Below are 25,134 nucleotides of genomic sequence, written 5' to 3' on the forward strand. Positions count from 1 at the left end.
ATCAATAACTGATAATTTGTTAATACAAGTAAAAATTTCAGGAGGAGGATAAAATGAAGAAAAGATATATCATATCCTTGCTTCTTTTGCTAATGGTAATCGGTACAGCTGGATGGTACTACTATCCTCAGTATAAGATAAATCAGATCAAGAAAGAATCTGTCATTGATAAAAATGATAAATCAAAACTAAAACAGATTACGTACTTAGATTATTTAAAGGATAGTCCAGATTCCACGTTTAATCACTTAGTTTTGGGTGATTCAGTCGCACAAGGAAGAGGCTCAGAAGAAGGCGGTTTCGCAAACAAAGTTAATGAAAACCTTCAAAATTTAACTGGCAAAACGTTCATTTTGGAGAATCAAGGTGTGTCAGGTGCTACAAGCAAAGGCTTATTAAATCAGCTAGAAATACCTGCTGTTCAGCAATCTGTTAAATCTGCTGATATTATATCAATCAATATTGGCGGAAATGATCTTGTACAAATAGCAAAAGAAGAAGGTCCAATTAAAGCAATTCAAAGCTATGACGAAGTGAAAACAGACTATAAGAAAAATTTAAACGAAATCTTTGAGACGATTAGAGAGCAAAATCCTGATGCCATATTAGTATTAAATGAACTATACAATGTTGTAAATTCAGAGCAGAAATACTATCCAGCAACCGAAAAGCTGCTCAATGATTGGAACTTAATTGCATATGAGACCGCTCTTGCTCATAAACCAGCGCTTGTTGTTCCTGTGAGTGATGCTCTGCAAACTGAAGATATGGATAAATGGCTTTATGATTCAATACATCCCAATGATGAAGGATACGCAAGAATTGCCGATAAGACCATTACGACTTTTCAAAATCAATCTTATAAAGAAGCACAATAAGGGTTAGAAGAGCTGCATAGAGTTAGCAGCTCTTCTACTGACCCACCCCAATGTTTAATTTGTGGCAAAAAATAAAACGTTGTTGCTTTGGAAAGATCACGCAGCGTATTTTCCGGATCGAGCAAAACAACCTGCTTTCTATTGCCCAGCGCTATTCCCATTTCAGTATGACAGCCTTTTCCCCCCGGTAAAATCACGATGATTACATCAGAATCCATAACCCCTTTAAATTCGTCCATACCGATAACAGCAAGATCCTCTTTTGTTTCTGCCCTCTCGTTTTGAGTCCAATCATATGTAAGCTCCCAGTTCAACGTTTTTTTTATTTTAGCTCCAACTTGTTTTACTAATAAAATGTTTGCAAAACCCGAGGCGATATAAAATTTCATCATACACACTCCCCTATTTTCTTATGTAAAAATCATATTACAATCACGTAATAAAGGATATATAAACTTGCATCTATTTGTGAACATGTTAACATAGTACTTTATATAAATGCGGCTAGCTAATCAACCGCTCTTCCCGCAGGAGTCTCGCACCTTGCACTTCAACCAACGATTCATGGTGGCAAGTATTCCGTAGCAACATTTAGTAAAGAGCAAAAGCAAGTAACATATAAACAAAAATAAGCTTCATTTATTCGTTAATATGAGAAAATGAGTTAGTATGAAAAAACAAATTTTGAAAGAGGGGTTGCATGTTAAAATACAGAAACGTAGCATTCATTGGTGCAGGTTCAATGGCAGAAGCAATGATATCAGGATTGATCAACAAAGCGGGGATTTCTCCAGATCGAATTACTGCTGCAAACCATTCCAATGACAATAGAAGAATTGAACTGAATCAAAAATATAACATTCAAACGGTTGCATTTAACGAATTATCTTTAAGCAACACAGATGTGATTATTCTTGCGGTAAAACCAAAACAAGCAGAAGCAGTTCTGCAGCAATTAAGACCCGCACTTCAAGATCATCATGTGATTCTTTCCGTACTTGCAGGAATATCAACACGTTACATCGAGGAGATCTTAGAAAAGCCTCTTCCTATCATTCGTGTAATGCCGAATACGTCAAGTATGATTGGTGAATCCATCACAGGTATTAGTGCCGGTAAGCATGTGAATAATGAAGATTTGGATTTAGCTCAAGAATTATCGAAAGCCATTGGCAAAGCAAAAATTATTTCTGAAAAACAGATGGATGTTTTTACAGGCATCGCAGGAAGTGGTCCTGCTTACTTCTATTATCTTTTAGAACACATGGAAGATGTAGCTGTAGAAAATGGCTTAGATCGTGAGTTGGCGCGGGATATTGCAGCTCAAACATTATATGGTGCGAGCAAAATGGTAATGGAGTCTGACGATTCTCCGGCAGAGCTTCGTAAAAAAGTTACTTCACCTAATGGCACAACTGCAGCAGGTCTTGAAGCTCTTGCAGAAAATGGAGGTGGAATAGCCATTGAAAGAGCGGTTGAAAATGCAGCGGAGCGTTCAAAGACGTTAAGAAAAGAATTTGAAAAAGTTCCTGCACTTTAACTAAAAGTAAGACAGCACATGCTTTCACGGCATGTGCTGTCTTAATTTATTCAATTTCTTTAAAACCAAGCTCAAACAATGAGACAGCTATCACTTGGTACCCTTTTTTGTTCGGATGAACACTGTCAAAGGAAACAAGCTCTTTTTCTCTCCCTTTAAAAACCTGATAAAGATCAGCCACTCTAACATTCGGCAACGACTCATAACTTTTAATATGGTTATTGAACAAGTTTACCCATTCAATTGCTTTACTCCATTTAAAATATGGATTATAAAGCGTACATATTCGAATGATAAAAGGTTCTTTATCATCTTTTTTCAATTTAAAGATAACCTTGAAGATTTTTTTTAAGTTTCTTTTGCATTTTTCAAGTGCACGATACAAAGGTTCTTCTTTGTGTGTAAACACATATTTAAATGCAGCTTGGATAAGATCGTTCCCTCCTGCTGTAATTAGGATAATTTTAGAGTTTTTTATTGAATTCCTTACTGCTTTGTCTTTTAAGGAAAGGAGAATTTCTTCAGATGTTGTACCGGTAACCGCAAAGTTATTAACTAGGATCTGTTTATTAAAAATATCTTCAGTGAACCCTACATACCTTCCTACATAGCCTTTTCCAAATACGGGTGCCCCTACTCCAACGGTTAAGGAATCCCCGATTGCAGTTAATAACCAATCATAAGAAGCATTATATTTAACCATAAATCCCTTATCCTCCTTTTCAGCAACACACCTCTACTTATAAAATATGATGTGAGAAAAATTTGGACAGGGCGTTTTCATCACTTCCTAGGAAGGGTTATGTCCCTTTTTAATTCGTTGAATATACATATATGGAAACTATTTTGAGGTGATTTTTTTTGAAAGAGAAATCTATGAGAATGTTCCCATACGGCGGATACGATCCTTTTTCCACTCCTACTGCAAAGGGTTACGCAAACAGCCAACAAGTACCCGACAGACCGCCATATGCGCCTGCAACTCCAGCTCCAATGCCGCAGCAACAATATTCACAAGGATTTAACCAGCAGCCATACATGCCTTATATGATGCCTATGATGCCTCCAGGAATGCCGCATCCGATGATGCCAAGTATGCCTTTTAACCAAAAACAAGGGCAAGGGAATCAAATGGGAGTGTTTCAGAATAACCAAGGATCTGGGTTAAACTTCGGTAAAATGATGGGCGGAGCAAATCAAGTTATGGGGCTTGCACAGCAAATGGGCAACATCCTTTCCTTCTTTAAATAGAAGCCATTATAAATGGCCTCTATTTTTTTTTGATTAGACGATAATAGTGTTTCAAAAGAAAAGCAGATTCTAATTTGTGAAGTCCCGCCCAATAAGACAACGAGATTGGAATGGATTTCTTTTTTACCAACCTTATCTTTTCAATCGAGAAGTCTTGTTCTGAAAACCAGTTCGACTTGAAAAAAGGTCCATGATAATTTTGCTTCCAAACATCATAAAGATGTGGGCTATATATTTTTTGGTTTTTTTTCGTTTTAAAGAAAGAAAGTTTTTCTATCGGATATTTCTTTTTATGTGGATCATCTTTTAGAGTGAAAACACTTCTGTCATAATCGTTTCGAGATCCAGTATGAGGAGTTTTAAGAGCAAACGTATAGGTGTTATGAAAATGTTTAGGATGAAAGAGGATGTGGTATAAATTCTGGCCTAATTCAATTCTTGCGTTAAGGCTTTCAAAATTGTACATATTCTTACCAACTGAATTCTTTAACGGAAGTACAGGAAACAAAATTTGAGAAAGCTGAAGCCATTCTTGGATACGATAAGTCAAATGCTTTAATAACTGCTGGTATTCCGCTGTTTGGACAAGGTGGTTTTCGATGTGACTTTGTTCGTTTATAATTTGTGCGATGGGTAGCAGCGGGCTATGATCTCCTTGAAAATACAATTCCCAAACCCCTTCCATAAATGGAGATACATTAAAAAAATGACAAAGGAAAAATAACGACATTCCCTTCGTCTTACTTTCTTCATACAAAAGCAATTGAGGGTATGCGTCTTCGAAGATCATACTGTTTCCCTTTTCTAACATCGTATATAAATTCTCCGCAAATACATCGTCAAGGATGTGAAGCAAGAATTCTCCTTTTAGATCAGTCATAAAATAACCTGCATTCCTTGAAACCATATGAGCCAAAAATGCCCATTGTATTTCAGGGTGTTTCTTGAAAAATGATAAATATGCAGTTGTTCTTGAAATGTTGTCCTTATTTTTTAATTTTGTTTCGTATTTGATTTTTTGTATTAATTCTTTATTGTTTTGAAAACTGATTCTTACGCTATTTCTGTGTTTCATAATTCGTTTCCATTGTAATTGCAGCTGCACTTTTTGCTCTGAACTCAGCTCCCATAACACTTTTTTTCTACTTAATAAAGAAAAGGGTTGAAGTAAGAAATGGATTGGAATGAGTGTAAATTTTGTTAGTATCCTCTTAGAAGAATTCAAATTTAACACCCTCCCTTTCTTCTCAATGTATGAAGAGTGAAACTAAAAAACACCCTGTATGGATAAAGGGTGTTAAATTCAGCCTTATTTTGTTGCAACTCCGCCAGATAATAAAAACTTCATAGCGTCCTCTGGTTTGATATCAAGAACTTTGACTTTATCTTTAGGAACTAAGAACGTGAATCCAGCGATCTGAAAAGTTTGGGGAATATAGACAGCAACGTGGTCTGACAATTCATCACTTAAGCTGCTTACATCATCTGTTGTAATAAATCCCACACTTTTCATATTTAGCTCTGGATATTCGATAAGAACAACGGTTGAAAAAGATCGTTTTTCACCAAAAAGAGAATGAATAGTATCTTTGATTACCGTATAAACGGTTTTGACAAAAGGCGTTTTTTCTAAGATTCGATCAATGAGTCTAAATATTTTCCCAGAGATATATTGTGTTGACATCCACCCTAGAACGGTGATCAGAACAATGGTTGTAATAAGGCCGATTCCCGGGATATAGTCTTCTTTTAAGACATCCTTTAATAAATTGCCAAGAATGCTATCGAGAAATCCAAAGATTTTATAGATGATATATACGGCCAATACAATAGGAAGGATCGTCAACAATCCATTAATAAAGTATTTAAGTAATGTTTTCATGTTTTCCTCTAGAGATTCATTTACTAAGATTTTAATGCAGATATTTTCTTTTCAATTACTTGCTTAAAGTTTTTTTGAAGTTTTGTTGTGACAGGACCAATTTGGTAAGTTTGATCCTTCGTTCCTAACAATTTAATAACAGGTGTGACTTCCATGGTTGTACTTGTGATAAAAACTTCATCAGCATTCAGCAGTTCTTCAACAGAAAAAGCTTCTTCTGAGACAGGAACTCCAATCTCCTGTGCAATCTTTAACACGAGTTGTCTTGTGATTCCATTTAAGATTAGGTTCGTTGCAGGATGTGTTTTAAGTGTACCATCCTTAACAATAAAAACGTTAGATGAGGAACCCTCTGTAACTGTTCCATCTCTATGCTGAATCGCTTCTTGGCAATCATAATCAGCTGCTTTCCGTTTAGCCATTACATTTCCAAGCAGGTTTAAGCTTTTAATGTCACAGCGAAGCCATCTGATATCTTCTGTCAAGTACGTCTGAATTCCGTTTGATTGCGAGGCAGCAATTGAATCTAATGAAACAGATTTTGCAAAACCAGTAACAACACTTTGCATATTCCGTTCATATAGATGATTTCGCGGTGCAACTCCACGAGTCATTTGGATATACACCATTCCGTTCACAACATTGTTCTTGCTGATCAGTTCATCCGTTAATTGCTTAAACGTTGTGATATCATACGGCATAGAAAGTTCTAACTTTTGAGCACTTTGCTCAAACCTTTCAAAATGCTCATCAAATCCAAAAGGTTTTCGGTTATAGACAAAAACAACTTCATAGATGCCATCACCAAAAAGGTAACCTCTGTCTTCAGGATCTACTGGAATAGAACCACTTTTAATAATTTGATCGTGATATAAAACATATGAATTTTCCATGATTTTACCACCTCATATAAATGATATGTATACAATTGAGCTTTCATCTACTGTAAATGAAAAAGTGACTCCCATCAAGAGTCACTTTTAAGAACGAAGAATTTAATTAATTGTTCCGCCAGCCTGTTCATATCTTGCCATAAATTCTTGTTTAAATTGATTTGTTAGAGCTAAGTCATGAATCCATAGCGCATTTTCGTCATTTACATCATTGCCGTTCGTACTCCAGTTTGTAGAGCCTGTGATAACAAGCGGGTCACTTGAAGTATCAGCATCAATGATAAAATATTTGTGGTGCAGCTTTCTGGATTCTTTATCCATAAATACAGGAGCTGGATTTTTCCAGCGTGTGTTCGGATTATTAGTGCTCGTTTGTGTAGCGGTTCTGCCTGTCATGTCAATGGAAGCAGACCACCACATGTTCCAAAATGAATCATCAAAAACACCTTTTATATCAAAACCCGTTTTCGTTCCTTCTAAATCGTTAGGGGAACCTTCCCACTTCACTTTAAGTGTGTCAACTAAAGCTTGATCTGACCAAGCAAAAATGCTGAAATACGTATTTTGGTGAGCAGATTGTTCAAGTGTTTCATTCATCTTTGGAACGGCGTTGTCTCCAGGTGAAAAATAAACTTCTACAGTCTTACCGCCAACTGTAACTTGGTGAGGTGTATTATCTGTTTTCCGCGATCCGAAGTTTGATACAGCTGCATTAGGCTGCGTACCTCCGCTTCCCCACATTTCATCAAACTCTGTTTTGTAAGTACTAGAAAGTTCATTTGAATGAAGCTCGATTGAATGGTTAGAATTACCGTCTAGTATTCCATTTGACCTGTTTTCATCTGTCCCATATAGTCCAGTCGTTGTGAAATTCCAACTACCTGTAAAGACCCATTTCCCGTCAACAACAACAAACTTATTGTGCATTTGAGTATCAGGAGAATAATAAGCGTTTGTTTCTTTTTCTTCACCGTCCACTAGCATGTGTCCAGTCTGACTTTGACTGCCGACAGTAACTGTGCGTTGTGTAAAATCATTGAATCCATCTGAAGGAAGGTTATATTCTGCTCTTTTAGCCGTGTCTTCTACAGCAAAAATAATAGAGTCTGAAAAAATGTGTACATCATCGGCTGTATTCACTACACCATCTTTTCCTCTTGCTAATTTTTCTAGATATATTTTCATAAGCTCATATCGAGCATCATGTTCTGCATCAGATAATGGTTTTGAGTCAGCTAACATTCGTACTGAAACCCCTGCAGATGCTTTTTCTATTAATGCGTTTACGATGTTAGGAAGGTTGATCTCATATGTTGCAATATCGATAGAATTTGTAGCTGAATTAATTCTACTTAACAATCTGTTTTCAAGATTAATATTATAATTGGCCGCGTTACCAGGTGTCGCGAATTGTGTTAAGGCACTTTTATTAAAATAAACATTGATCGCTCCAACATCATTACTAACATTGTTCAATTGTTCTGCTTGTCCGTTTGATGTGCTCTGGATGTTCCCGGGTGTTCCGAATCCTGCATCGTAGCTAGCTGTTGCTGTTCTCCAGTTCTGAATGTCATCTCCGCTGGTCGAGAGGTTTTTCTTCTCCATTGTTGCTCGAGAAGCAGCATCTCCTGCATACCACTTGGAAACAGCATCACTTATTCCATTTGATGAATCTAGAAGCTGAAGACTTTCTCCTGTGTTTGATAGAGCGCCTGTGAAAATTTGATCTGCTGTAACACCAGGTACTGTTGAATCGTCAGTTCGTTCCAGTAAAAAGGTATCACCTGGGTTGATTGAACCGCTAAGCTGAATAGAAGGAGTATCATCTGCTGATTTTAACGTCCATCCATCAAGTTGAATGGTTTGATCTGTAGGATTGTAAAGTTCAATCCATTCATCATTCGCATCTATCGTTGTCCCCATCCAGGCAATTTCAGAGATAACAGGTCCTTCAACTGTTCCGGCAGCACCAACTTGTTCATGGTGTGAGTTGAGAGAGAAAACAGACATCAAAACAAACGCGGATATACTTTTTTTCCATTTCATAAAACAAACCCCTTTTTGTCATGTTATGTAAGCCATGAAAAATCATAGCATAGGAACAGTAGAAGTTTATTTATGATTTTGAATTGTAAAGAAAATTCATCCTAAAGAACTTTATATATAAAAGTTTTATGAAGGTTTTTAAGCAGATGGTCCTACTGAGGAAGTATTATTAGAGAAATTTAATTAACGTGAATATATACGAATTAATGTGATACGAATTTGTGTTGTTCACCAGAGACAATCAAAAATGAAACTGTATTTCGTTCTAATTGTATGAAAAAGAGGCTTAGCTCCAAAAGTTACTTTGCTTTTGAGCCATGCCTCATACATTATTGTTTAACGGTTTTTACGACTTTATTGTCTTTTACCGTTACCATATAAAATTCGTCGTCCATTTCAATCAGGAAGTCTTCATCATATTGTTCTTTTAGCTCTTCTTCAATTTTGAAAGGTTTTTTGAAATGATCGTCAATCACATTTAGACGATCTTTTCGAGCATTTTCACGATTAATCGTATCAAAAACGAAATAAGCTAAAAATACAATTCCTAATGATATTATGATTTTTGCTGTTTTACTCACGGTATGTATCCCCTTCCCTTTATTCCAACAACAAGTATAACCTAAAAGCTGCAAAACAAAAACACCTGGTTTTCCCAGGTGCTTTATATTACTTCCACCAAGTATCATGGATGGATGCAGGATGGTTTCTTTTATGCATGGTTTGTAAGTATCTCTTTTCAATTTTTTCTTTTGAAGTAGAAGAGATTTCTTTTCCTTCTAAGTAATCATCAATCTCTTCATACGTAACTCCAAGTGCTGTTTCATCAGGGATTAGCGGTTTATCGTCTTCTAAATCAGCTGTAGGAACTTTTAAATAGATGCGTTCTTCAGCACCTAATTCTTTTAGCAGCTCTCTTCCCTGTCTCTTATTTAATCCATACAAAGGTACAATATCACAAGCACCATCACCGTGTTTTGTGAAAAAGCCTGTTATTGCTTCAGCTGCATGATCGGTACCAATAACAAGACATTGGTATGCTCCTGCAATATCATACTGAACTTTCATTCTTTCGCGTGCCTTCGTATTTCCTTTTAGAAAGTTAGTAAGCTCCTTATCCGTTGCTTCCATAAAAGAGTTTACTGAAGCATCTACTGCTGGTTTTATATTTACAGTAAGAGAAACATCTGGATCAATAAATTTTAGCGCGCGTTGGGCATCTTCTTCATCTTTTTGAACTCCATATGGAAGTCTGACAGCTACGAATTTATAGTCCTCATTGGTTTCATCCCGCAGCTCTTTCATGGCTATCTGAGCTAATTTACCAGCTAAGCTCGAGTCTTGTCCGCCGCTAATGCCTAGAACATAACCTTTTGTACCAGATTTCCTTACATAATCTTTTAGAAATTGAACTCTAGCTTGAATTTCACTTTTTGCATTAATTTCAGGTTCTACTTGTAATTCTTTAATGATCTGTTGTTGAAGTACCAAATTAATCGCCACCTTTACTTTGTACTTAACTGTTCCACTTACCGTTCGTTTTTAATCTAATTTATAATCTTTTTTAAGCTCATATAGGCACTGTAAAGAACGCTTTGCCCATTCACTATTGTCTTCTTCTAATTTTTCTATGTATCCAATCAGTGCACTTTTTAATGAGTCTTTATAAGCTGGAAGGTCACCGGTATACTCCTTCACTGTATGGACGGGCACCCATGTTTTCTCACCATAACTTAATGCTCTTCTTTCTTGAAAAAAAGGAACGTCAGCTTGTTTAGGATGATGCAGATCACCTTGCCATGGGTGTGACTTTACCGCTAAAACATGGATTAGTACCATCTGATTTCTTTTATCTTCTGCTTTTCCTATATATTGCCCTGTTTTATAGCTTGCGAGTACTAACTTTTCTGTTTCAGTCATTTTTCGCCTCCATCTTTGCATCTATTTCTTTTGAAACCACAAAGGCAAGATCTTCATTACCGAATAAGGATAGGACTTGCAGCAATGTTTCATTGCTAATGTGCTCCGCCTCTTCGAATGGAACAGTCTGCTCTAACATATGCATCACATATTCGTTATTCGTTTGTTCTGGATAAGCTTTAAGATAAACTTCCTTTGGATCTAATCCATTATTTACACACCATTGAGCGTAAATAATAATCATCATACCTTCGTCTTTTTGATAATTACTGATTACTTTTTCAGAAATTTCATCTGCTCGATTACTCATCTGTTTCCACCTCATTTGATATCCATCATTACCGTTAACTTTAAAACAGGAAAATAAAAAAAGCCAGTATAATCACTGGCTTTACCATTAAACGGTTTGCTGTTCTTTTCGTTCTGTCTCGTAGCGGTTACGAGGATGTTCTAAACATTCTTTCGTACATGAACGCTTATGCTTCACTTCACACTCTGTACAACAAACATGTTGTTTGTTACATTCTGGATTTGCACAGTTCACGTAGCGATCTTCTGTTTTTCCGCAATAATAACATGTAGCAATAACTACATCTTCATCTGTGCGGTTTACCGGAACTGAGATACGCTCATCAAATACGTAGAGTTTTCCATCCCAAAGCTTCCCTTGAACTTCGTCGTCTTTACCGTAAGTTACGATTCCGCCTTCAAGCTGTGATACATCCTGAAACCCTTCTTGTAGAAGAAAGCCTGAGAACTTTTCACAGCGGATACCACCTGTACAGTACGTTAAAACTTTTTTATCTTTAAATTGGCTTATGTTTTCGCGTACCCATTTAGGGAAATCTCTAGATGCTTTAACATCTGGACGAATCGCACCGCGAAAGTGCCCAATTTCATATTCATAATCATTACGTCCGTCAATTACAATAACATCTTCGTCCTGTAACGCTTCGTAAAATTCTCTTGGAGATAAACGTTTACCAGATAATTGGTTTGGATCTACGTCTTCTTCAAAACGCCAAGTTACAAGTTCCTGTTTATGACGAACAAACATTTTTTTAAATGCATGTTGTTCAATATCATCTATTTTAAAAACAATATCTTCAAATCGCGGATCTGCTTTAAGGTGATCCATGTAGATTTGAGTTTGTTCATACGTACCTGACACTGTTCCGTTTATACCCTCAGGTGCTACAATAATTCTTCCTAGAAGACCTAAGTCCTTACAAAACTTTAAATGTTCATCTTTAAAGCTTTCTGGATCATCGATCGGAACATACTTGTAATACAATAGTACTCTCATTTTTTCTGACACAATTATTCACCAACCTGCAACGTTAGTTTATTTTTTGCGACGCCAAATAAAAAACCACCGGTCCCAATAGCCATCCCCGTGGTGAGTACCGGAACTAACCGATAATCAATATATTCAATTGGAAGTGGCGCGCCCACCAGGATTCGAACCCAGAATACGAGAGCCGAAATCTCGTGTGATATCCATTTCACTATAGGCGCTAATTTACGTCACGAATAATATCATAAACAATTTCTTAAAATAATACAAGTGTTTTTTACATCAATTAAATAACTGTTCCTTAATTTACCAAATGACGAGAATCTTCAGAGCTTTCATAGATCGTGATGACAGGTTCTTCAGGATGCCATTTGAATACACCTTTTTTCCCATTTAAGATAGCTGGGAAATGCAGCGTGGAAGAAAATGCATCTTCAAACCACACTCCGTGAGACAATATATTAGAAATAAACATTTCTGCTTCAAGTTCCATGAATTGAATTCGCTTTTCCCAAGCTGCTTTTTCTTCAGCATTTAACTGAGGTTCAACTTGTTGAAATGATTCGTACCAAAGATCAAACTCTCTTTGTAAATTATGGAGAGAGTCAAACTCTTTTGAGAGGACAGGAAGCAATTGGTTGGCTTCTTCTAATGTATAACGCTTCATCACATCGTTCTCCTTCACCTTCATGTCCGTATTATATCAAATGATAAAAACTTTGCACACAAAAATGACAAGAAGAAAACCTTTTGGTTCCCCAAAAGGTTAAATGGTTAGACACATTTCTTTTTTTGGATTCTTTAAGTCTAAATAGAAGTCTCTTACCGTATCATCTTCAAGAAGCTCAGGAAAATCCCTTCTGTACTCTGAACTAATCAAGATTTGTTCTACAAGATCAACAGATCCTTTTCTTAATAAAAGACGTAACGTTAACCATTTATCCCTTTTTGCTTTTAAGTGAAACTTCGTGATAAAAAGCATGATTCTATCATCACTTGAGAACGTCTTTTCCTTTTCTTTTCGTAAATTAATTTGAGATACCGTTTTCATAGAGAACACCCTCCCTTTAATTTGCGAGCTCTTAATACCATTATTATTCAGTTTTTTCTGAAATATACTTGTCCATATTAGAAATCTAGTTTTTTTATGGACGGGTATTAATAGAAAAGCCAGCATTTGCCTCATCAACCTATATTTGATTAAATAACTTTATAAGCAATTAACTAGGAGCTGTGTTTAATGAAAAAACTTCAAAAAGAAATAGTATTAGGAAATTTCCACACCATATTAACTGAATCAGATACGTGGAGAATCGGAGGCTTTCCACTTCCAGATGGATCTTTCCACGAATTCAGAGAGCCAGAGGCAGTTGTTATTGTAAGAAATGATGAGTTGTATGTCAGGGTTAACCCCTTCACTAAATCACACCCTTCTGTGCAATTTTTAGATAATGCAAAACACATGTATTATTCGAATGAATCGATTAAAGTGCCTGAAGACGGAACCATCTCCTTTCAATGGAAAATGCGCTCTCGCCCAATCGGTACTCATGCTAACGATTTATACGATGGTTTTGTATCTGTGAATTTATTGGACTTTACAACTGGCGCAGCGCTTGATTTTTTTGCTGGGAACGAACAATTTGCAAGTGTTTATGCAGTACTTCCGTTCCCAGGTGTTTCAGTGCCTGAAACCGACAAAACAAGATACTTTTGTATTTTTAAAGAAGAAAAAGATTTTAACGATAGAGAATGGAACGAATATCAAATTACTTACAACCGTGAAGCTGACGAAGTAATTTTCTCTGTAAACGGATCAATCGTAAGAACTGTAAAAAATGTTCCAATCAAATTTAATGAATTTACAGTTGCACTTGGACTTATGACCGAAAAAGATTTAGCACCAGAAGGCAGTACTTCTCTTCATGGACAAGGCATCATTGGTGAATGGTCACCTATGAAAGTTACGATTGAAGAATAATACAATAATCGCGTTTTACCTTTATAGGTCTGCATGATGCGGGCCTTTTTTTATTTATTCTAGGAATACTTTGAAAATTCCTTTTTTTGCGACAGTTTTATATAATAAGTAATGAGTAATTAAGAGAGGATGCGTCAGAATGTCACAAATAAACGTGTTGCAAATTGAAGAAATAACGCTAAATCAGTTACATATTCATTTTGAAAGTGGAGATTTAACGTCTTTTGATCTTGTCAAATATTATTTAGATCGAATATCAAGATATGATAAACAAGGTCCACAAATCAACTCTGTTCTTGAAGTTAACCCTGATGCATTATTCATAGCAAGGAATTTAGATCATGAGCGGCAAAACGGAAAAATACGCGGTCCTTTGCACGGGGTCCCTGTCATCATTAAAGATAATATTGATACTGCCGATCAGATGCATACCAGCGCAGGGTCATTAGCCCTTCAAAACCATTATGCTCCACAAGATGCTTTTATTGTTCAGAAACTGAGAGAAGCTGGTGCTGTCATTTTAGGTACAGCCAATATGACCGAATGGGCGAACTTCATGGCCTATAATATGCCAAATGGATATAGCTCGAGAGGCGGACAAGTTCTAAATCCCTACGGCCCAGGCGTACTTGATGTAAGTGGTTCCAGTTCTGGATCTGCTGCGGCTGTTGCATGTAACTTTGCCACTCTTGCAATTGGAACAGAAACATCAGGATCTATATTATGCCCTGCTGGTAATAACAATATTGTTGGAATCAAACCAACTGTCGGTTTGGTATCGAGAACAGGAATCATACCTATCTCGATCAGTCAGGATACAGCAGGCCCAATGGCAAGAACCGTTAAGGATGCAGCAATACTGCTTGAAGTAATAGCAGGCGTAGATTCTCAAGATGCAGCCACCCATATTGCTCCTATGCAATACTCATATACAGATGGTTTAGAACAATCGTCATTAAATGGAAAAAGATTTGGAGTAACCTATGAGTTTTGTATTCGTGATCTGAATGAAAAACAAAGATCTGTGTTTGATGAAGTACTACAATTAATAAAAACGCAAGGCGGAGAAATTATTTATTTAGATCAGATCTCTCCATTAGAAAAAGATGGATCTAACTATACTGTTCTTTTACATGAATTCAAATCAGGTCTTAATCATTATTTAAAGTCTGTCTCCCCTGCAATTGGTATTTCAACCTTATCTGATGTCATTGCGTTTAATAATGAACATAAGGATAACTGCCTTAAGTATAATCAAGAGTTACTAATCGAGAGCAACGAAACAGATGGAACTTTAACTAGTACAGAATATCTTCAATCTAGAATGAACGATCTGGAAAAGACACAGAACAAAGGTATTGATCTCGTGATGAACGAAAATCAACTTGATGCTATTATTAGCCCGAACGATGTTTGGTACGGTATTCCAGCAAAAGCAGGCTACCCTTCTATTTCCGTCCCTTCAGGCTTTGATGAAGCTGGATTGCCTCTAAGTGTCATGTTCACAGGTGTTGCTTTCTCAGAGAAAAAGCTTATTCAGTTGGCATATGCGTTTGAACAAGCTTCACAAAAAAGGGTACCTGTTGTATTTAAATAGTTAAAAGTAAAAACCGGGAATAGCACCCGGTTTTTTTACGATAATTTGGTTCTTTTCTAAATGACTATTGCTTTAGGCCTTTTTCTCTCCATTTGCAAATGGTTTGAAGCTAGCAAACTAGAACGAAAATCAAATACTGTTAAGAGCAAGATTGTATGTGAAAAACAGCACTATACTCATTCATTCCTGTTTTTAAATAACACGGTGTATTGCAGAAATCGCAAGTTCGATGTCTTCAGCACTTACATCATAGTGTGTTGTAAATCTAATTTGTCCTTCCCCGAATGAGATGGCGAGCAGGCCTTCTTTCTTCAGGTTACTTAAGAATTCTTCATTGGTTTGCAAGGTTTTTTCTATATTAACAATAACAATGTTCGTATCAGGCCTGTTAACAAGAGTTAACTTATCCATTTCTTCTATGGCATCAGCTAGTTTTAATGCTTTTTCGTGATCTTCAGCTAAGCGATCTACCATTTCTGTTATCGAGATGATACCACTTGCTGCAAGGAAACCTGCTTGTCTCATTCCCCCGCCAAGTCGCTTTCTCCATTTTCTCGCTTTTTGAATGACTTCTTTTTTGCCTGCTAATAAGGAACCGACAGGGGACCCTAAACCTTTCGATAAGCAAATCTGTACTGAATCACAATATTGGGTAAAATCTTTCACATCCCTTTTTGATGCTACCACTGCATTAAAGAGACGTGCTCCATCGATATGAACGGGTATGCCCGCGTTAGAAGCAATATCATATATAGCGCTCATGTTCTCTAAAGAAACAATAGATCCTCCAGAACGGTTGTGTGTGTTCTCAAGACATATTAAAGAAGTATCAGGAAAATGAATATCATCAGAACGAATAGCACTTTTCACTGTGTTAGGGTTCATTTCGCCTTTGATACCTTGAACGACTCTTGGCTGAACACCAGCTAAAGCTGAAGTGGCTCCCCCTTCATAAAAAAAGATATGAGACTCTGCTTCAACGATAATCTCATCGCCTGGCGATGTTTGAGCAAGAACGGCTAATTGATTACCTTGTGTGCCGCTAGTAACAAATAAAGCATCTTCTTTTCCTGTTATTTCAGCAGTCAATTCTTCTAGTCTATTAATCGTGGGATCTTCTCCGTAAACATCATCCCCGACTGATGCATTATAGATGGCTTCTCTCATTTTTTTTGTTGGTTGTGTAAGGGTATCACTTCTAAGATCAATCATATTACACCTCATTCTAAATTTATTAAGGCTGTTTCCAAAAACTCTGTTGCATTTTTAGAATAGAGTCTTTAGTAAAGGGGCTTATTAATTACTCCATATAAAGTACTGGCATTCCTTTTAATCACAGAAAAACCCAAATCTTTAAATTTCGTGCTTGTTCGATTATCTTTCATCACTACACGCTGTGAAGATACTCTTAATGCTTCATTAACCGTTTTCTTAGTAAGTTCCCCGTAATCAGCACTGCTTTTTAAACCTTGCATACCTGGAGAAGCGATGGTTGATTCGAACATAGGGTCAAAATAAACAACATCATAGCGATTATCAGGTTGTTTTTTTAGAAACTCGTAATGATTACTCTGTACAACTTCAATTCTTCTCATGGCTGCATTCATCTCTGGCAGTTTTGATTCCCATACTTTAAGGCCGCTGCGAACGACAAATGAAATAGCGGTACTGCTCTCAATCCCCGTTACAGAGCCATACTCTCCCGTAACCAAACTAGCTACTATAGAGTCAGAAGCTAGTCCTAATGTACAGTCCAATAAAGTCATACCTTCACTTAATTGGCTAGCTTCAATAAAGGCATCTTTTTCTCCTCTAAGTAATTGCTTTACACGGAACATTGAAGAATTAGGATGAAAGAAGAAAGGTGTGCCTCCGTCTTTTGGATGATACGAAATTTTGTCTACCCCGATCATGAGTACATCTTTATTGTACTTTTCGGTTAAGGATGATATGGAGAGGCCTTCTCTCTCCACAAAAGTCCCTCCTATTGATAGGGCAACTTCTTCTGCTTTATTTTGTAACCGCAATGCATTTTTTCCGGCTGTTGTAACAATCAATGTATTCACCTGTCTGTTTATAAATTAATGTTGTATTGCAAACTTCGTTGATTCTGAAAGTGGTTGATTTCGCTCCAACTAAATGATCAAGTAAGTAAAATCAAATTCAAAAAAGGCTTCTTATTATTTGCATATATCTTGGAACAAACCTAAAATATGGGAAGATATATGTATGAGGAGGCACCACCATGAAAAAAGGTTTATCGTTTCAAGCCTTAGGTAAATTTACATATCGTTTCCGTGTTCTTATTATAACATTTTGGGTACTGACTACCATTCTATTAGGCTTCTTTGCTGTCAAACTTCCTTCAATATTAAGTGGAAGCGGTTTTGAAATGGATGGCTCTTTTTCTAAAGTAGAGAATATTCTTCAAGAAAAGTTCGAACAGCCTAAGTCTTCTGTGATGCTGGTCTTTGATTCCGAAGAATATAACCCTCAAGATCAAAAATATAAAGATTTTGTACTGAATTCTATTGAGCAAATGGATGATGTTCAAGACGTAGTTGGCGTTCAAAGTCCCTATGCTACTCCCGAAAAAACGATAAAAGATAGTGTGTCGTTTGCTACCATTCAGTTTGATAAGAGCTTCGGAGATTTAAAGACTTCCATTGAACAAATACGAGACCGATTGCCTGAAGACAAGGAGATCTCTGTTTCATTAACAGGCGGGCCGGTTATTGCTGAAGATATGAACACTGCAAGTCAACACGACTTAGCAAGAGCAGAAGCAATAGGGATACCTGCAGCACTAGTTATTCTTCTACTGGCGTTCGGCGGTTTAATAGCTGCAGGATTACCGATTATAGTCGGAGTGATCTCTGTTGTAAGCTCCCTTGGCCTTCTTTATTTTTATGGTCAAGAAACAAACGTAAGTATTTTCTTACTAAATGTTGTTCCTATGATCGGTCTAGCATTAGGAATAGATTTTGCCCTGCTTCTTGTAAATCGTTTTCGTGAAGAACTTCATCGAGGAATCGAAAAAGCTACCATAATCTCTGTTCAAACAGCAGGTCGATCCATTGCCTTTTCAGGTCTTTGTGTGTTCTTAGGTCTATCAGGTATGCTGCTGATTAATATCGATATTTTTAAAACAGTTGCAATTGGTGGTATGGTTGTTGTTATTCTTTCCGTACTGAATGCCATTACATTTTTGCCAGCAATTTTAGCAGTACTTGGTGACCGTGTTAATGCGTTAAAATTGTTTAAACCGAAAGAAAATGGAAAATCAGTTTGGCATTCATTTGCGGCTTTTGTTATGAAGCGACCCGTTATAATGGCGATTACGGCAGCATGTATTTTAGGGTTATCCGTAACCCCCGTTAAAGATATGAAACTTTCAATTCCGGAAGCTGAGGCCCTTCCTCCAGAATATGAATCTAGAACTGCCTTTGAAAAATTCGAAAAAACCTTTGGTGAAGATGAATTGTATCCAGTGCTTATCGTGGCGGAATCAAATGATTCATACACTACAAATAAAGAATCTCTGCTTGCGTTAGAAAAATTAGTAAAGAATCTTGAAAATGAAAAAGAAGTAGCCAAAACAGAATCAATTTTTAATTATACTAACCAGCTTAATGGTTCAGAGCTTTACGATGTGTTGCAGACAGAACAAGGAATGCAGCAGTTATCCCCTGCATTAAAGCCGTTCATTAATAAAGAAACAGCAGTAATCAGAGCTTATTTATCAGTAGATGTTACAGGTGATGAAGCCAAACAATTCGTTAAGGAATGGGAAGATGAACATGATGGACTTTCATTAACAATCGGTGGTGTAACAAAGTTTAATCAAGAGATATTTGATGAAATTATCGAAAAAGCACCATATGGGTTAGCGATTGTACTTATTACTACACTTTTCATACTAATGATTGCATTCCGTTCTGTATTCATACCGATAAAGGCAATCTTTATGAACATGCTTAGTCTTGCAGCTACCTTTGGGATTCTTGTTTGGATATTCCAAAGCGGCGTGCTGATGGACCCCGTTGAAATTGGTTTGATGATACCTGTATTTACGTTCGGAATCGTATTCGGACTGAGTATGGATTACGAGGTTTTCTTAATCTCTAGAATACAAGAAATCTATGAGGAGAGCGGTGATAATGACCACGCTACATTATTGGGATTAACCTCTACTTCAAAAATCATTACTTCAGCCGCTGCAATTATGATTGTGATTACAGGATCCTTTGCTTTCACCAATGTAATGCCTGTAAAGCAAATAGGTATTGCTATTGCACTCGCTATTTTTATAGATGCAACCATCGTCAGGATGATCTTCGTTCCGTCTTTAATGAAGCTTCTCGGAGACTGGAATTGGTGGATGCCATTTTCAAAGAATAAGAAGAATAAAAACCGCGGCGCCCTTTCCTAATGGGGTGCCGTTTTTTTACACATTCAGAAAGTATAACTTGTTTGCATGAAGATTTTCGCCATAGGCAACAAGTTTAGGTCGATCAGTATTACCGCAACTAAGACAGACGCAAAAGGCTATACGGCAACCAAGTTCTCTATAAACTAATTGTGGGAAATTAAAACGTTATATCCTATAATAAGAAATAGCTAGTCTTATTTTTAGGGGTGTTCATATGACTGAAATCATTATAATTCTTCTTATTTCTTATTTGCTAGGTTCAATCCCCTTTGCCCTGTTAGTAGGAAAACTAGGTTATGGCATTGACATCAGAGAACATGGAAGCGGGAATTTAGGCGGTACAAACACGTTTAGGACTTTAGGAAAGAAAGCGGGTTTTATTGTTTCAGCAGCAGATGTTTTAAAAGGTACATTAGCTGCAAGCCTGCCTGTTTTGCTGGATATTGACCTTCATCCACTTATTGCGGGAATACCAGCTGTAATTGGACATTGTTACCCAGTATTTGCGAAATTTAAAGGCGGTAAAGCAGTAGCAACTTCTGGCGGTGTTTTATTATTTGCAGAACCCCTTTTATTTGTTCTCGTTCTGCTTACCTTCTTTTTAACGCTATACTTAAGTAAATACGTTTCACTTTCATCTATTATGGCTGGTGTCGGTTCAATCGCTTTAAGTCTCTTGCTTTCTGGCGACTCCATTACAACCTACATCTTAATTGGCTTTACACTTTTTCTAATCTTTAGACACAGACAAAACATTGTCAGAATCGCTAAAAAAACAGAACCAAAAGTAAAATGGATTTAAGATCGTTCTTATTATAAGAACGGTCTTTTTTATGCTATTTTAGAAAATTTCGTTGCTCGTGTAAGTGGTTGATTTCTTTTTCAAATGCTTTGGTCTCAACGATGCATGTTAATGTGACGAGAAAAATGACGCGAAATATGTCGAGGGTTGTAAACTCGTGGATAAACAGCAAAAACTTTTGGATTGACAGCCGAAATTCGTGGATAAACGGCCAAAATTTTTGGATTACGTGCCTAAACTTTTGGAATGCATTAGCTGAATACCTAGCTAGGTATATGTTACGACCAGTTTCGATACTCGAAACTGCACCATTTTCAAATCAAAAGCTACCTTGTTCATAAATTCCAGTCGATCTGTTTTGCTAAGCGGTTTTTAAACTTATTTTCTTCGCTTAATTATCAAATTAATACTAATAAAATTAAAAATAGGCTTTTCTCCTAAAAAAGTACAGGCGATTTCACTAAAAACTCCGCATTTGTCCGTGTCCGTTTAGGTGGTTCGGTCATATGGTGTAATGTGACGTTGACCTAGACTTAAATATTTGGAGGGACTGAAATGGAAAACAAGAAAATGAATATGCCTTATGGTGACAATATGAACATTAATATGAAGCCGGTAGCAAACATGCCGTTGCATGGTGGATATGGTGGAGGCTATGGTTATGGACATGGCTGCGGGTTTCTAATTATTGTTGTTCTATTCATCCTGCTAATCATTATCGGAGCGACAGCGTTCCACGGTAAAGATGACGACTGCGACGAATCTTCATCCTCTTCTCATTAAGTCATTATATTTATAAAAAAGAAAGAGAGAAGCAAATTATGCTTCTCTCTTTCTTTTTTTAAATAGTCCAATTATACTGAATAAAAAGCCTTAGCAATGCTCGTCATATGCTCCGAGCAAATTCTCAAGAATTTCCTCTGGTGCATGGTTTTCAATGTTATGGCGATGTATAAAGTGAACGACTTTTCCATCCTTTAATACAGCCATTGAAGGAGAAGATGGTGGAATATCACCAAAGAATTCTCTCATTTGAGCCGTAGCTTCTTTATCCTGACCGGCAAACACCGTCACAAATTGATCAGGCTTTACAGAGTGGTTCTGTGATGCAATTGCAACTGGACGGGCTAGACCTGCAGCACATCCACATACAGAATTAATCATAACTAATGCAGTACCTTCTGTTTCCTGCATAAAATAATTAACTTCTTCAGGCGTTTTCAACTCTTCAAAACCAGCGCGCGTTAATTCATCTCTCATGGGTTGAGCCATTTGTTTCATATATTCTTCATAGGCATTCATAATTTATTCCTCCTGAAAACGAATAATTTACATACAATGTTATTATAACGTAAACAAGCTATCTTTTTAACTGTTTCGGCTTATCTCATGAATCTTCTTATTTTCAAGTATGTTTACTTTTTGATAATGAGGTTTGAAACTTTCTTTTATTAATGTATTGGCTACTGAACTTGCTTCAATTGGTTCATATTTTTTAGGGTATACAGATGGTAAAGCTTTATAGAGCTTTTCAGCAAATCTTTCTCCAAGCCTGAACTCATCACGGACCCCTATCAATAAAGAAGGCCTAACAATTGTGAGATGAGGAAGGTTCATTGAGATCAACTGTGACTCCATCTTCCCTTTAACTCTATTATAAAAGAATGTTGATTTGGCATTAGCTCCTAGGGCTGAAATAACTGAAAGATGTTTGATGTTTAATTTTTGAGCAAGTCTACCTAACTTAACTGGAATATGCAGATCTACTTCTTCAAAAGCACTTTTCGATTTTGCTTTTTTCATCGTCGTACCGATACAGATAAACATTGCATCAGCTTTAATGTTTTCTAAGCGGTATTCAGGTGCTGAAAAATCGAATATGATTTCTTTTATTTTTTCATGTTTTATGTCTGTCGCTTTTCTAACGAGCATAATAATTTCTTGACACATAGGATCATTAAGGAGCTGTTTTACGACTTCCTGACCGACTAAACCACTTGATCCTGCAATAATAACGGTTTCACTATTCATTATTTAATGACCCTTTCTTTTTCTTGAAAGCAAATTTTTAATAATAATTCGGACTGGTAGGTGTATTTGGGTGAAGCATTCTTATTTTATCACTGGTTATCCAGGTTTTATAGCCTCAAAACTTTTAAAGGCTCTGCAAACAGAATATCCATCTTCTTCTTTTTACTTATTAATTTTAAAACAAGAAAGACAAATAGCCGAAAAAAAACTAGAAAATCATCATGAAAATATACGACTTATAGAAGGTGACATTACTAAAGAAAATTTAGGTTTGTCTTCTACAGATATCGAACACCTTGCAAATCATATTACACATTGTGTTCATTTAGCAGCTCTATACGATTTAACCATTCCGTATGATCCTGCGTATTCCTGTAATGTTATCGGAACTAAAAACGTCTTATCCTTTGTAGAGAAATGCAAGGATTTAAAACGATTTTGTTATTACAGCACTGCTTATGTATCAGGTAACGAGCAAGGGGAAATCCTTGAAAATGATTTTAGAAAGCCTCAAAGCTTTCGTAATTTTTACGAACAAACAAAGCATGAAGCAGAAAGTATTGTTAGAGCATCTATGTATAGGATACCAACAACCATCATTAGGCCAGGAATTATTGTAGGTGATTCAATAACAGGTGAAACCATTAAGTTTGACGGACCTTATTTTATGATGCAGTTTTTAAACCGTTTAGCTCGTCTTCCAATTCCTAATATCGGCAAGTCAACATCAAAAATCCATCTCGTTCCCGTCGATTTTATAATTAAAGCCTCCGTATTCTTAATGCACGACCCTAGAGGTGAATCAAAAACGTACCACATGCTTAGTCCTGATTCACCTTCTATTCAGGAAGCATATTCTTTATTATGCCAAGAGCTAACTGGTAAAAAACCTAGTTGGACGTTATCTAGAATGTTTGCAGAACGATTATTATCCATAACTATCCTTTCTAAATGGCTAGGCGTACCTTATGAAACGCTCTCTTACTTTTCTCATGATGCGCAATATGATACGACTCAGCTAGTTAGGGACCTGCAAGGAACTGAAATTACTTGTCCTCCGTTCAAGGAATATGTTGGCGCTATTGTGCAATATTACAAAAACAACGCCAGTGATTATAACTTGAAAAGGTATTAAAAGGGATGGCAGTCTAAACTGTCATCCCTTACTTTACACTAAATTATTACTGCTGCTGACTACTTCGGCAGCTAATGTATTTTTAAAATGTGATAATGCCCATTCATGTCCCGCCTGACTAAAACTTTGAACAGCATCTTCATGAACTACAATTGAAAAGCCTTTATTGTATGCGTCAACAGCAGTATGTAATACACATATATCTGTACACACTCCTGTTAAATGCAATTCTTGTATGTTTCTTTCTCGCAATTTTAATTCTAGATTCGTTCCCGCAAAAGCACTATAGCGAGTCTTATCTAACCAGTGAATTTGCTTTGCTAAATCTGCACGGTTTTTTGTATAAACATCATTTAGCTTTCCGTACAGCTCCCTGCCTTCAGTGTATCGAATATTATGTGGAGGGAACAACTTGCTTTCTGGATGATATGGGTCGTTTTCTTCATGAACATCGACAGCAAAAACCACATAATCTCCATTTCTCAAAAACTCTTTTGTAAGTGATACAATTCTCTCTTCAATTATCTGACCAGGCTTTCCGCATGTCAGCTTGCCTTCATCGGCTACAAAATCGTTCGTGTAATCAATTACAATTAATGCTTTCATTCCATCCTCCATTTAACCAAGTGTTTCAATCTCAACACTGCGTATTCCTTCAATCTTCTTCACATCATCATAAAGGTCTGTAGTATACCTTTTTTCGTAAATGGAAGCTGACAATTCCATCTTTTTGTTGTCGTTTTCTAGATCTTTAATTCTCACATTCACGATTTTGACTTTAAGCTCGTTAATCTCTTTCATGACATCACTCATATTTGTGTCAGGATTTACAACTAACTTTAACTTAATATCAATTTGTCTTAATGCTTTCGGACCAATCCATTTCATGATTAAAGGAATAAGCTCTACGCTGATCAATATTAAAAATGCACCAGCAGCTGCTTCTTTATAAAACCCTGCTCCTGCTGCAATTCCTAAACCTGATGCTCCCCATATCATGGCGGCTGTTGTGAGCCCTGAAATCACATCGTTGCTGCGCCTTAAAATAACACCAGCACCTAGAAAACCGATTCCACTAACAATCTGTGCGGCTAGACGCATCGGATCCATAACGGTCTGACTTGAAACAAGTGAAAATTGTTTAGCAGATTCAATGCTTACGATTGTGAGCAAACAGCTGCTTATTGAGATAACAAGACTTGTTTTAAGTCCAACTGGTTTGTTTTTCAGTTCTCGTTCAATTCCGATGATAAGTCCGAAAAATGCTGACATTCCTAGTTTAACTAAGACAACACTCATGATGTTCACACCTCTCTTCTGTTTTTGCCCTTACTTAATAATACGCAAACAGGGGAATTAAATCCTTCTAAAGTTCGATAGGTTTGCATTTGAAGGATTAAGTTTTTCAGTTTATAATAGAAAATGTTATTATCTGAAAATATAAACTAT

28 protein-coding genes and 1 tRNA gene are annotated in these 25,134 nt (G+C 36.6%); 9 read left to right on the top strand and 20 right to left on the bottom strand.

Features of this window, described 5'->3' with window-relative positions:
* Positions 1-53 precede the first annotated feature (53 nt).
* Positions 54-878: a GDSL-type esterase/lipase family protein gene (locus P8610_RS07255; protein WP_394603775.1), complete on the top strand. Its 825-nt coding sequence runs from the start codon at positions 54-56 to the stop codon at positions 876-878.
* Here P8610_RS07255 and P8610_RS07260 read toward each other — a convergent pair.
* Positions 860-1,270 carry a group-specific protein gene (locus tag P8610_RS07260; protein ID WP_394603776.1) on the bottom strand — a complete coding sequence of 137 codons (411 nt, stop codon included), beginning with the start codon at positions 1,268-1,270 and terminating at the stop codon, positions 860-862. The genes P8610_RS07255 and P8610_RS07260 overlap by 19 nt on opposite strands.
* Positions 1,271-1,578: 308 nt before the next feature.
* Between P8610_RS07260 and proC the strand changes: the two genes are divergently transcribed.
* Complete coding sequence (proC, locus tag P8610_RS07265) at positions 1,579-2,418, top strand: pyrroline-5-carboxylate reductase (protein WP_394603777.1); 840 nt, start codon at positions 1,579-1,581, stop codon at positions 2,416-2,418.
* A gap of 46 nt (positions 2,419-2,464) precedes the next feature.
* Here the strand turns inward: proC and P8610_RS07270 are convergent, their stop codons facing one another.
* Entirely contained in the window at positions 2,465-3,121 is a 657-nt protein-coding gene (locus tag P8610_RS07270) for a GDSL-type esterase/lipase family protein (RefSeq protein WP_289495502.1), read from the bottom strand.
* Positions 3,122-3,279: 158 nt separating this feature from the next.
* Here P8610_RS07270 and P8610_RS07275 point away from each other — a divergent pair, with 158 nt between their 5' ends.
* On the top strand, positions 3,280-3,669 hold the full coding sequence (locus P8610_RS07275; protein WP_394603779.1) for a hypothetical protein: 390 nt from the start codon (positions 3,280-3,282) through the stop codon (positions 3,667-3,669).
* A 19-nt stretch (positions 3,670-3,688) separates the two neighbouring features.
* On the opposite strand, the gene P8610_RS07280 is transcribed toward P8610_RS07275, so the two are convergent.
* From P8610_RS07280 to P8610_RS07335, 12 genes are all read right to left on the bottom strand, one after another.
* Positions 3,689-4,894, bottom strand: coding sequence for a DUF2515 family protein (locus P8610_RS07280; RefSeq protein WP_394603781.1), 1,206 nt, complete (start codon positions 4,892-4,894; stop codon positions 3,689-3,691).
* 84 nt (positions 4,895-4,978) lie between these two features.
* Complete coding sequence (locus tag P8610_RS07285) at positions 4,979-5,551, bottom strand: DUF502 domain-containing protein (RefSeq protein WP_289495505.1); 573 nt, start codon at positions 5,549-5,551, stop codon at positions 4,979-4,981.
* Positions 5,552-5,574: 23 nt separating this feature from the next.
* Complete coding sequence (dat, locus tag P8610_RS07290) at positions 5,575-6,444, bottom strand: D-amino-acid transaminase (RefSeq protein WP_394603782.1); 870 nt, start codon at positions 6,442-6,444, stop codon at positions 5,575-5,577.
* A gap of 102 nt (positions 6,445-6,546) precedes the next feature.
* Positions 6,547-8,490 (bottom strand): phospholipase D-like domain-containing protein, encoded by a 1,944-nt coding sequence (locus tag P8610_RS07295; RefSeq protein ID WP_394603784.1) that lies wholly within the window; start codon positions 8,488-8,490, stop codon positions 6,547-6,549.
* Between the two features lie 329 nt (positions 8,491-8,819).
* The gene (locus P8610_RS07300) at positions 8,820-9,071 is read right to left on the bottom strand and encodes a hypothetical protein (protein ID WP_289495509.1); all 252 of its coding nucleotides are present in this window, start codon (positions 9,069-9,071) and stop codon (positions 8,820-8,822) included.
* Between the two features lie 88 nt (positions 9,072-9,159).
* A complete protein-coding gene (gene nadE / locus P8610_RS07305; protein WP_394603786.1) occupies positions 9,160-9,981 on the bottom strand; it encodes an ammonia-dependent NAD(+) synthetase in 822 nt (273 codons plus the stop codon).
* Between the two features lie 51 nt (positions 9,982-10,032).
* Complete coding sequence (locus P8610_RS07310; RefSeq protein WP_394603787.1) at positions 10,033-10,410, bottom strand: kinase-associated lipoprotein B; 378 nt, start codon at positions 10,408-10,410, stop codon at positions 10,033-10,035.
* Entirely contained in the window at positions 10,403-10,720 is a 318-nt protein-coding gene (locus P8610_RS07315; RefSeq protein ID WP_394603788.1) for a hypothetical protein, read from the bottom strand. The genes P8610_RS07310 and P8610_RS07315 overlap by 8 nt, the downstream gene beginning before the upstream one ends.
* A gap of 87 nt (positions 10,721-10,807) precedes the next feature.
* The gene (locus P8610_RS07320) at positions 10,808-11,716 is read right to left on the bottom strand and encodes a rhodanese-related sulfurtransferase (protein WP_289497623.1); all 909 of its coding nucleotides are present in this window, start codon (positions 11,714-11,716) and stop codon (positions 10,808-10,810) included.
* A gap of 137 nt (positions 11,717-11,853) precedes the next feature.
* Positions 11,854-11,928 (bottom strand) — tRNA-Arg (locus P8610_RS07325).
* An 80-nt stretch (positions 11,929-12,008) separates the two neighbouring features.
* Complete coding sequence (locus P8610_RS07330) at positions 12,009-12,374, bottom strand: DUF2203 domain-containing protein (protein WP_289495513.1); 366 nt, start codon at positions 12,372-12,374, stop codon at positions 12,009-12,011.
* A 99-nt stretch (positions 12,375-12,473) separates the two neighbouring features.
* Complete coding sequence (locus P8610_RS07335; protein ID WP_289495514.1) at positions 12,474-12,758, bottom strand: hypothetical protein; 285 nt, start codon at positions 12,756-12,758, stop codon at positions 12,474-12,476.
* Positions 12,759-12,947: 189 nt separating this feature from the next.
* On the opposite strand from P8610_RS07335, the gene P8610_RS07340 reads away from it, so the two are divergent.
* Both P8610_RS07340 and P8610_RS07345 read left to right on the top strand, forming a co-directional pair.
* A complete protein-coding gene (locus tag P8610_RS07340; RefSeq protein WP_394603789.1) occupies positions 12,948-13,688 on the top strand; it encodes a DUF6081 family protein in 741 nt (246 codons plus the stop codon).
* A 139-nt stretch (positions 13,689-13,827) separates the two neighbouring features.
* Positions 13,828-15,285, top strand: coding sequence for an amidase family protein (locus tag P8610_RS07345; protein ID WP_394603790.1), 1,458 nt, complete (start codon positions 13,828-13,830; stop codon positions 15,283-15,285).
* A gap of 192 nt (positions 15,286-15,477) precedes the next feature.
* Here P8610_RS07345 and ltaE read toward each other — a convergent pair whose 3' ends face one another.
* Positions 15,478-16,497, bottom strand: coding sequence for a low-specificity L-threonine aldolase (gene ltaE / locus P8610_RS07350; RefSeq protein WP_394603791.1), 1,020 nt, complete (start codon positions 16,495-16,497; stop codon positions 15,478-15,480).
* Positions 16,498-16,565: 68 nt separating this feature from the next.
* Positions 16,566-17,342 (bottom strand): class I SAM-dependent methyltransferase, encoded by a 777-nt coding sequence (locus P8610_RS07355; protein WP_394603792.1) that lies wholly within the window; start codon positions 17,340-17,342, stop codon positions 16,566-16,568.
* A gap of 188 nt (positions 17,343-17,530) precedes the next feature.
* Between P8610_RS07355 and P8610_RS07360 the strand changes: the two genes are divergently transcribed.
* The 3 genes from P8610_RS07360 (at position 17,531) to P8610_RS07370 (ending at position 21,302) form a co-directional block, all read left to right on the top strand.
* A complete protein-coding gene (locus P8610_RS07360; RefSeq protein ID WP_394603794.1) occupies positions 17,531-19,717 on the top strand; it encodes an MMPL family transporter in 2,187 nt (728 codons plus the stop codon).
* A 214-nt stretch (positions 19,718-19,931) separates the two neighbouring features.
* Positions 19,932-20,519: a glycerol-3-phosphate 1-O-acyltransferase PlsY gene (gene plsY, locus P8610_RS07365; protein ID WP_289495520.1), complete on the top strand. Its 588-nt coding sequence runs from the start codon at positions 19,932-19,934 to the stop codon at positions 20,517-20,519.
* A 624-nt stretch (positions 20,520-21,143) separates the two neighbouring features.
* Positions 21,144-21,302, top strand: a complete 159-nt coding sequence (locus tag P8610_RS07370) for a YjcZ family sporulation protein (RefSeq protein ID WP_289497624.1) — start codon at positions 21,144-21,146, stop codon at positions 21,300-21,302.
* 90 nt (positions 21,303-21,392) lie between these two features.
* Here the strand turns inward: P8610_RS07370 and P8610_RS07375 are convergent, their stop codons facing one another.
* Positions 21,393-21,824, bottom strand: coding sequence for a BrxA/BrxB family bacilliredoxin (locus P8610_RS07375; RefSeq protein WP_394603915.1), 432 nt, complete (start codon positions 21,822-21,824; stop codon positions 21,393-21,395).
* Positions 21,825-21,887: 63 nt separating this feature from the next.
* Positions 21,888-22,550, bottom strand: a complete 663-nt coding sequence (locus P8610_RS07380) for an NAD(P)H-binding protein (protein ID WP_289495521.1) — start codon at positions 22,548-22,550, stop codon at positions 21,888-21,890.
* A 70-nt stretch (positions 22,551-22,620) separates the two neighbouring features.
* Between P8610_RS07380 and P8610_RS07385 the strand changes: the two genes are divergently transcribed.
* Positions 22,621-23,685, top strand: a complete 1,065-nt coding sequence (locus P8610_RS07385; RefSeq protein WP_394603795.1) for an SDR family oxidoreductase — start codon at positions 22,621-22,623, stop codon at positions 23,683-23,685.
* 33 nt (positions 23,686-23,718) lie between these two features.
* On the opposite strand, the gene P8610_RS07390 is transcribed toward P8610_RS07385, so the two are convergent.
* Positions 23,719-24,291: a cysteine hydrolase family protein gene (locus P8610_RS07390; protein WP_394603796.1), complete on the bottom strand. Its 573-nt coding sequence runs from the start codon at positions 24,289-24,291 to the stop codon at positions 23,719-23,721.
* A gap of 12 nt (positions 24,292-24,303) precedes the next feature.
* Positions 24,304-24,984: an MgtC/SapB family protein gene (locus tag P8610_RS07395; protein ID WP_289495524.1), complete on the bottom strand. Its 681-nt coding sequence runs from the start codon at positions 24,982-24,984 to the stop codon at positions 24,304-24,306.
* Between the last annotated feature and the right edge of the window lie 150 nt (positions 24,985-25,134).

This window comes from Fictibacillus sp. UD, assembly GCF_043558025.1.
Lineage (GTDB): Bacteria > Bacillota > Bacilli > Bacillales > Fictibacillaceae > Fictibacillus.

Bases quoted from the DNA above. Each gene is read 5' to 3' on its own strand.
- P8610_RS07315 (WP_394603788.1), bottom strand. From the start codon at position 10,720: ATGAGTAATCGAGCAGATGAAATTTCTGAAAAAGTAATCAGTAATTAT.
- P8610_RS07285 (WP_289495505.1), bottom strand. From the start codon at position 5,551: ATGAAAACATTACTTAAATACTTTATTAATGGATTGTTGACGATCCTT.
- P8610_RS07380 (WP_289495521.1), bottom strand. From the start codon at position 22,550: ATGAATAGTGAAACCGTTATTATTGCAGGATCAAGTGGTTTAGTCGGT.
- P8610_RS07340 (WP_394603789.1), top strand. From the start codon at position 12,948: ATGAAAAAACTTCAAAAAGAAATAGTATTAGGAAATTTCCACACCATA.
- P8610_RS07255 (WP_394603775.1), top strand. From the start codon at position 54: ATGAAGAAAAGATATATCATATCCTTGCTTCTTTTGCTAATGGTAATC.
- P8610_RS07260 (WP_394603776.1), bottom strand. From the start codon at position 1,270: ATGATGAAATTTTATATCGCCTCGGGTTTTGCAAACATTTTATTAGTA.
- P8610_RS07360 (WP_394603794.1), top strand. From the start codon at position 17,531: ATGAAAAAAGGTTTATCGTTTCAAGCCTTAGGTAAATTTACATATCGT.
- P8610_RS07320 (WP_289497623.1), bottom strand. From the start codon at position 11,716: ATGAGAGTACTATTGTATTACAAGTATGTTCCGATCGATGATCCAGAA.
- P8610_RS07370 (WP_289497624.1), top strand. From the start codon at position 21,144: ATGCCGTTGCATGGTGGATATGGTGGAGGCTATGGTTATGGACATGGC.
- proC (WP_394603777.1), top strand. From the start codon at position 1,579: ATGTTAAAATACAGAAACGTAGCATTCATTGGTGCAGGTTCAATGGCA.
- P8610_RS07395 (WP_289495524.1), bottom strand. From the start codon at position 24,984: ATGAGTGTTGTCTTAGTTAAACTAGGAATGTCAGCATTTTTCGGACTT.
- plsY (WP_289495520.1), top strand. From the start codon at position 19,932: ATGACTGAAATCATTATAATTCTTCTTATTTCTTATTTGCTAGGTTCA.
- dat (WP_394603782.1), bottom strand. From the start codon at position 6,444: ATGGAAAATTCATATGTTTTATATCACGATCAAATTATTAAAAGTGGT.
- P8610_RS07295 (WP_394603784.1), bottom strand. From the start codon at position 8,490: ATGAAATGGAAAAAAAGTATATCCGCGTTTGTTTTGATGTCTGTTTTC.
- P8610_RS07270 (WP_289495502.1), bottom strand. From the start codon at position 3,121: ATGGTTAAATATAATGCTTCTTATGATTGGTTATTAACTGCAATCGGG.
- ltaE (WP_394603791.1), bottom strand. From the start codon at position 16,497: ATGATTGATCTTAGAAGTGATACCCTTACACAACCAACAAAAAAAATG.
- P8610_RS07390 (WP_394603796.1), bottom strand. From the start codon at position 24,291: ATGAAAGCATTAATTGTAATTGATTACACGAACGATTTTGTAGCCGAT.
- P8610_RS07310 (WP_394603787.1), bottom strand. From the start codon at position 10,410: ATGACTGAAACAGAAAAGTTAGTACTCGCAAGCTATAAAACAGGGCAA.
- P8610_RS07345 (WP_394603790.1), top strand. From the start codon at position 13,828: ATGTCACAAATAAACGTGTTGCAAATTGAAGAAATAACGCTAAATCAG.
- P8610_RS07330 (WP_289495513.1), bottom strand. From the start codon at position 12,374: ATGAAGCGTTATACATTAGAAGAAGCCAACCAATTGCTTCCTGTCCTC.
- P8610_RS07335 (WP_289495514.1), bottom strand. From the start codon at position 12,758: ATGAAAACGGTATCTCAAATTAATTTACGAAAAGAAAAGGAAAAGACG.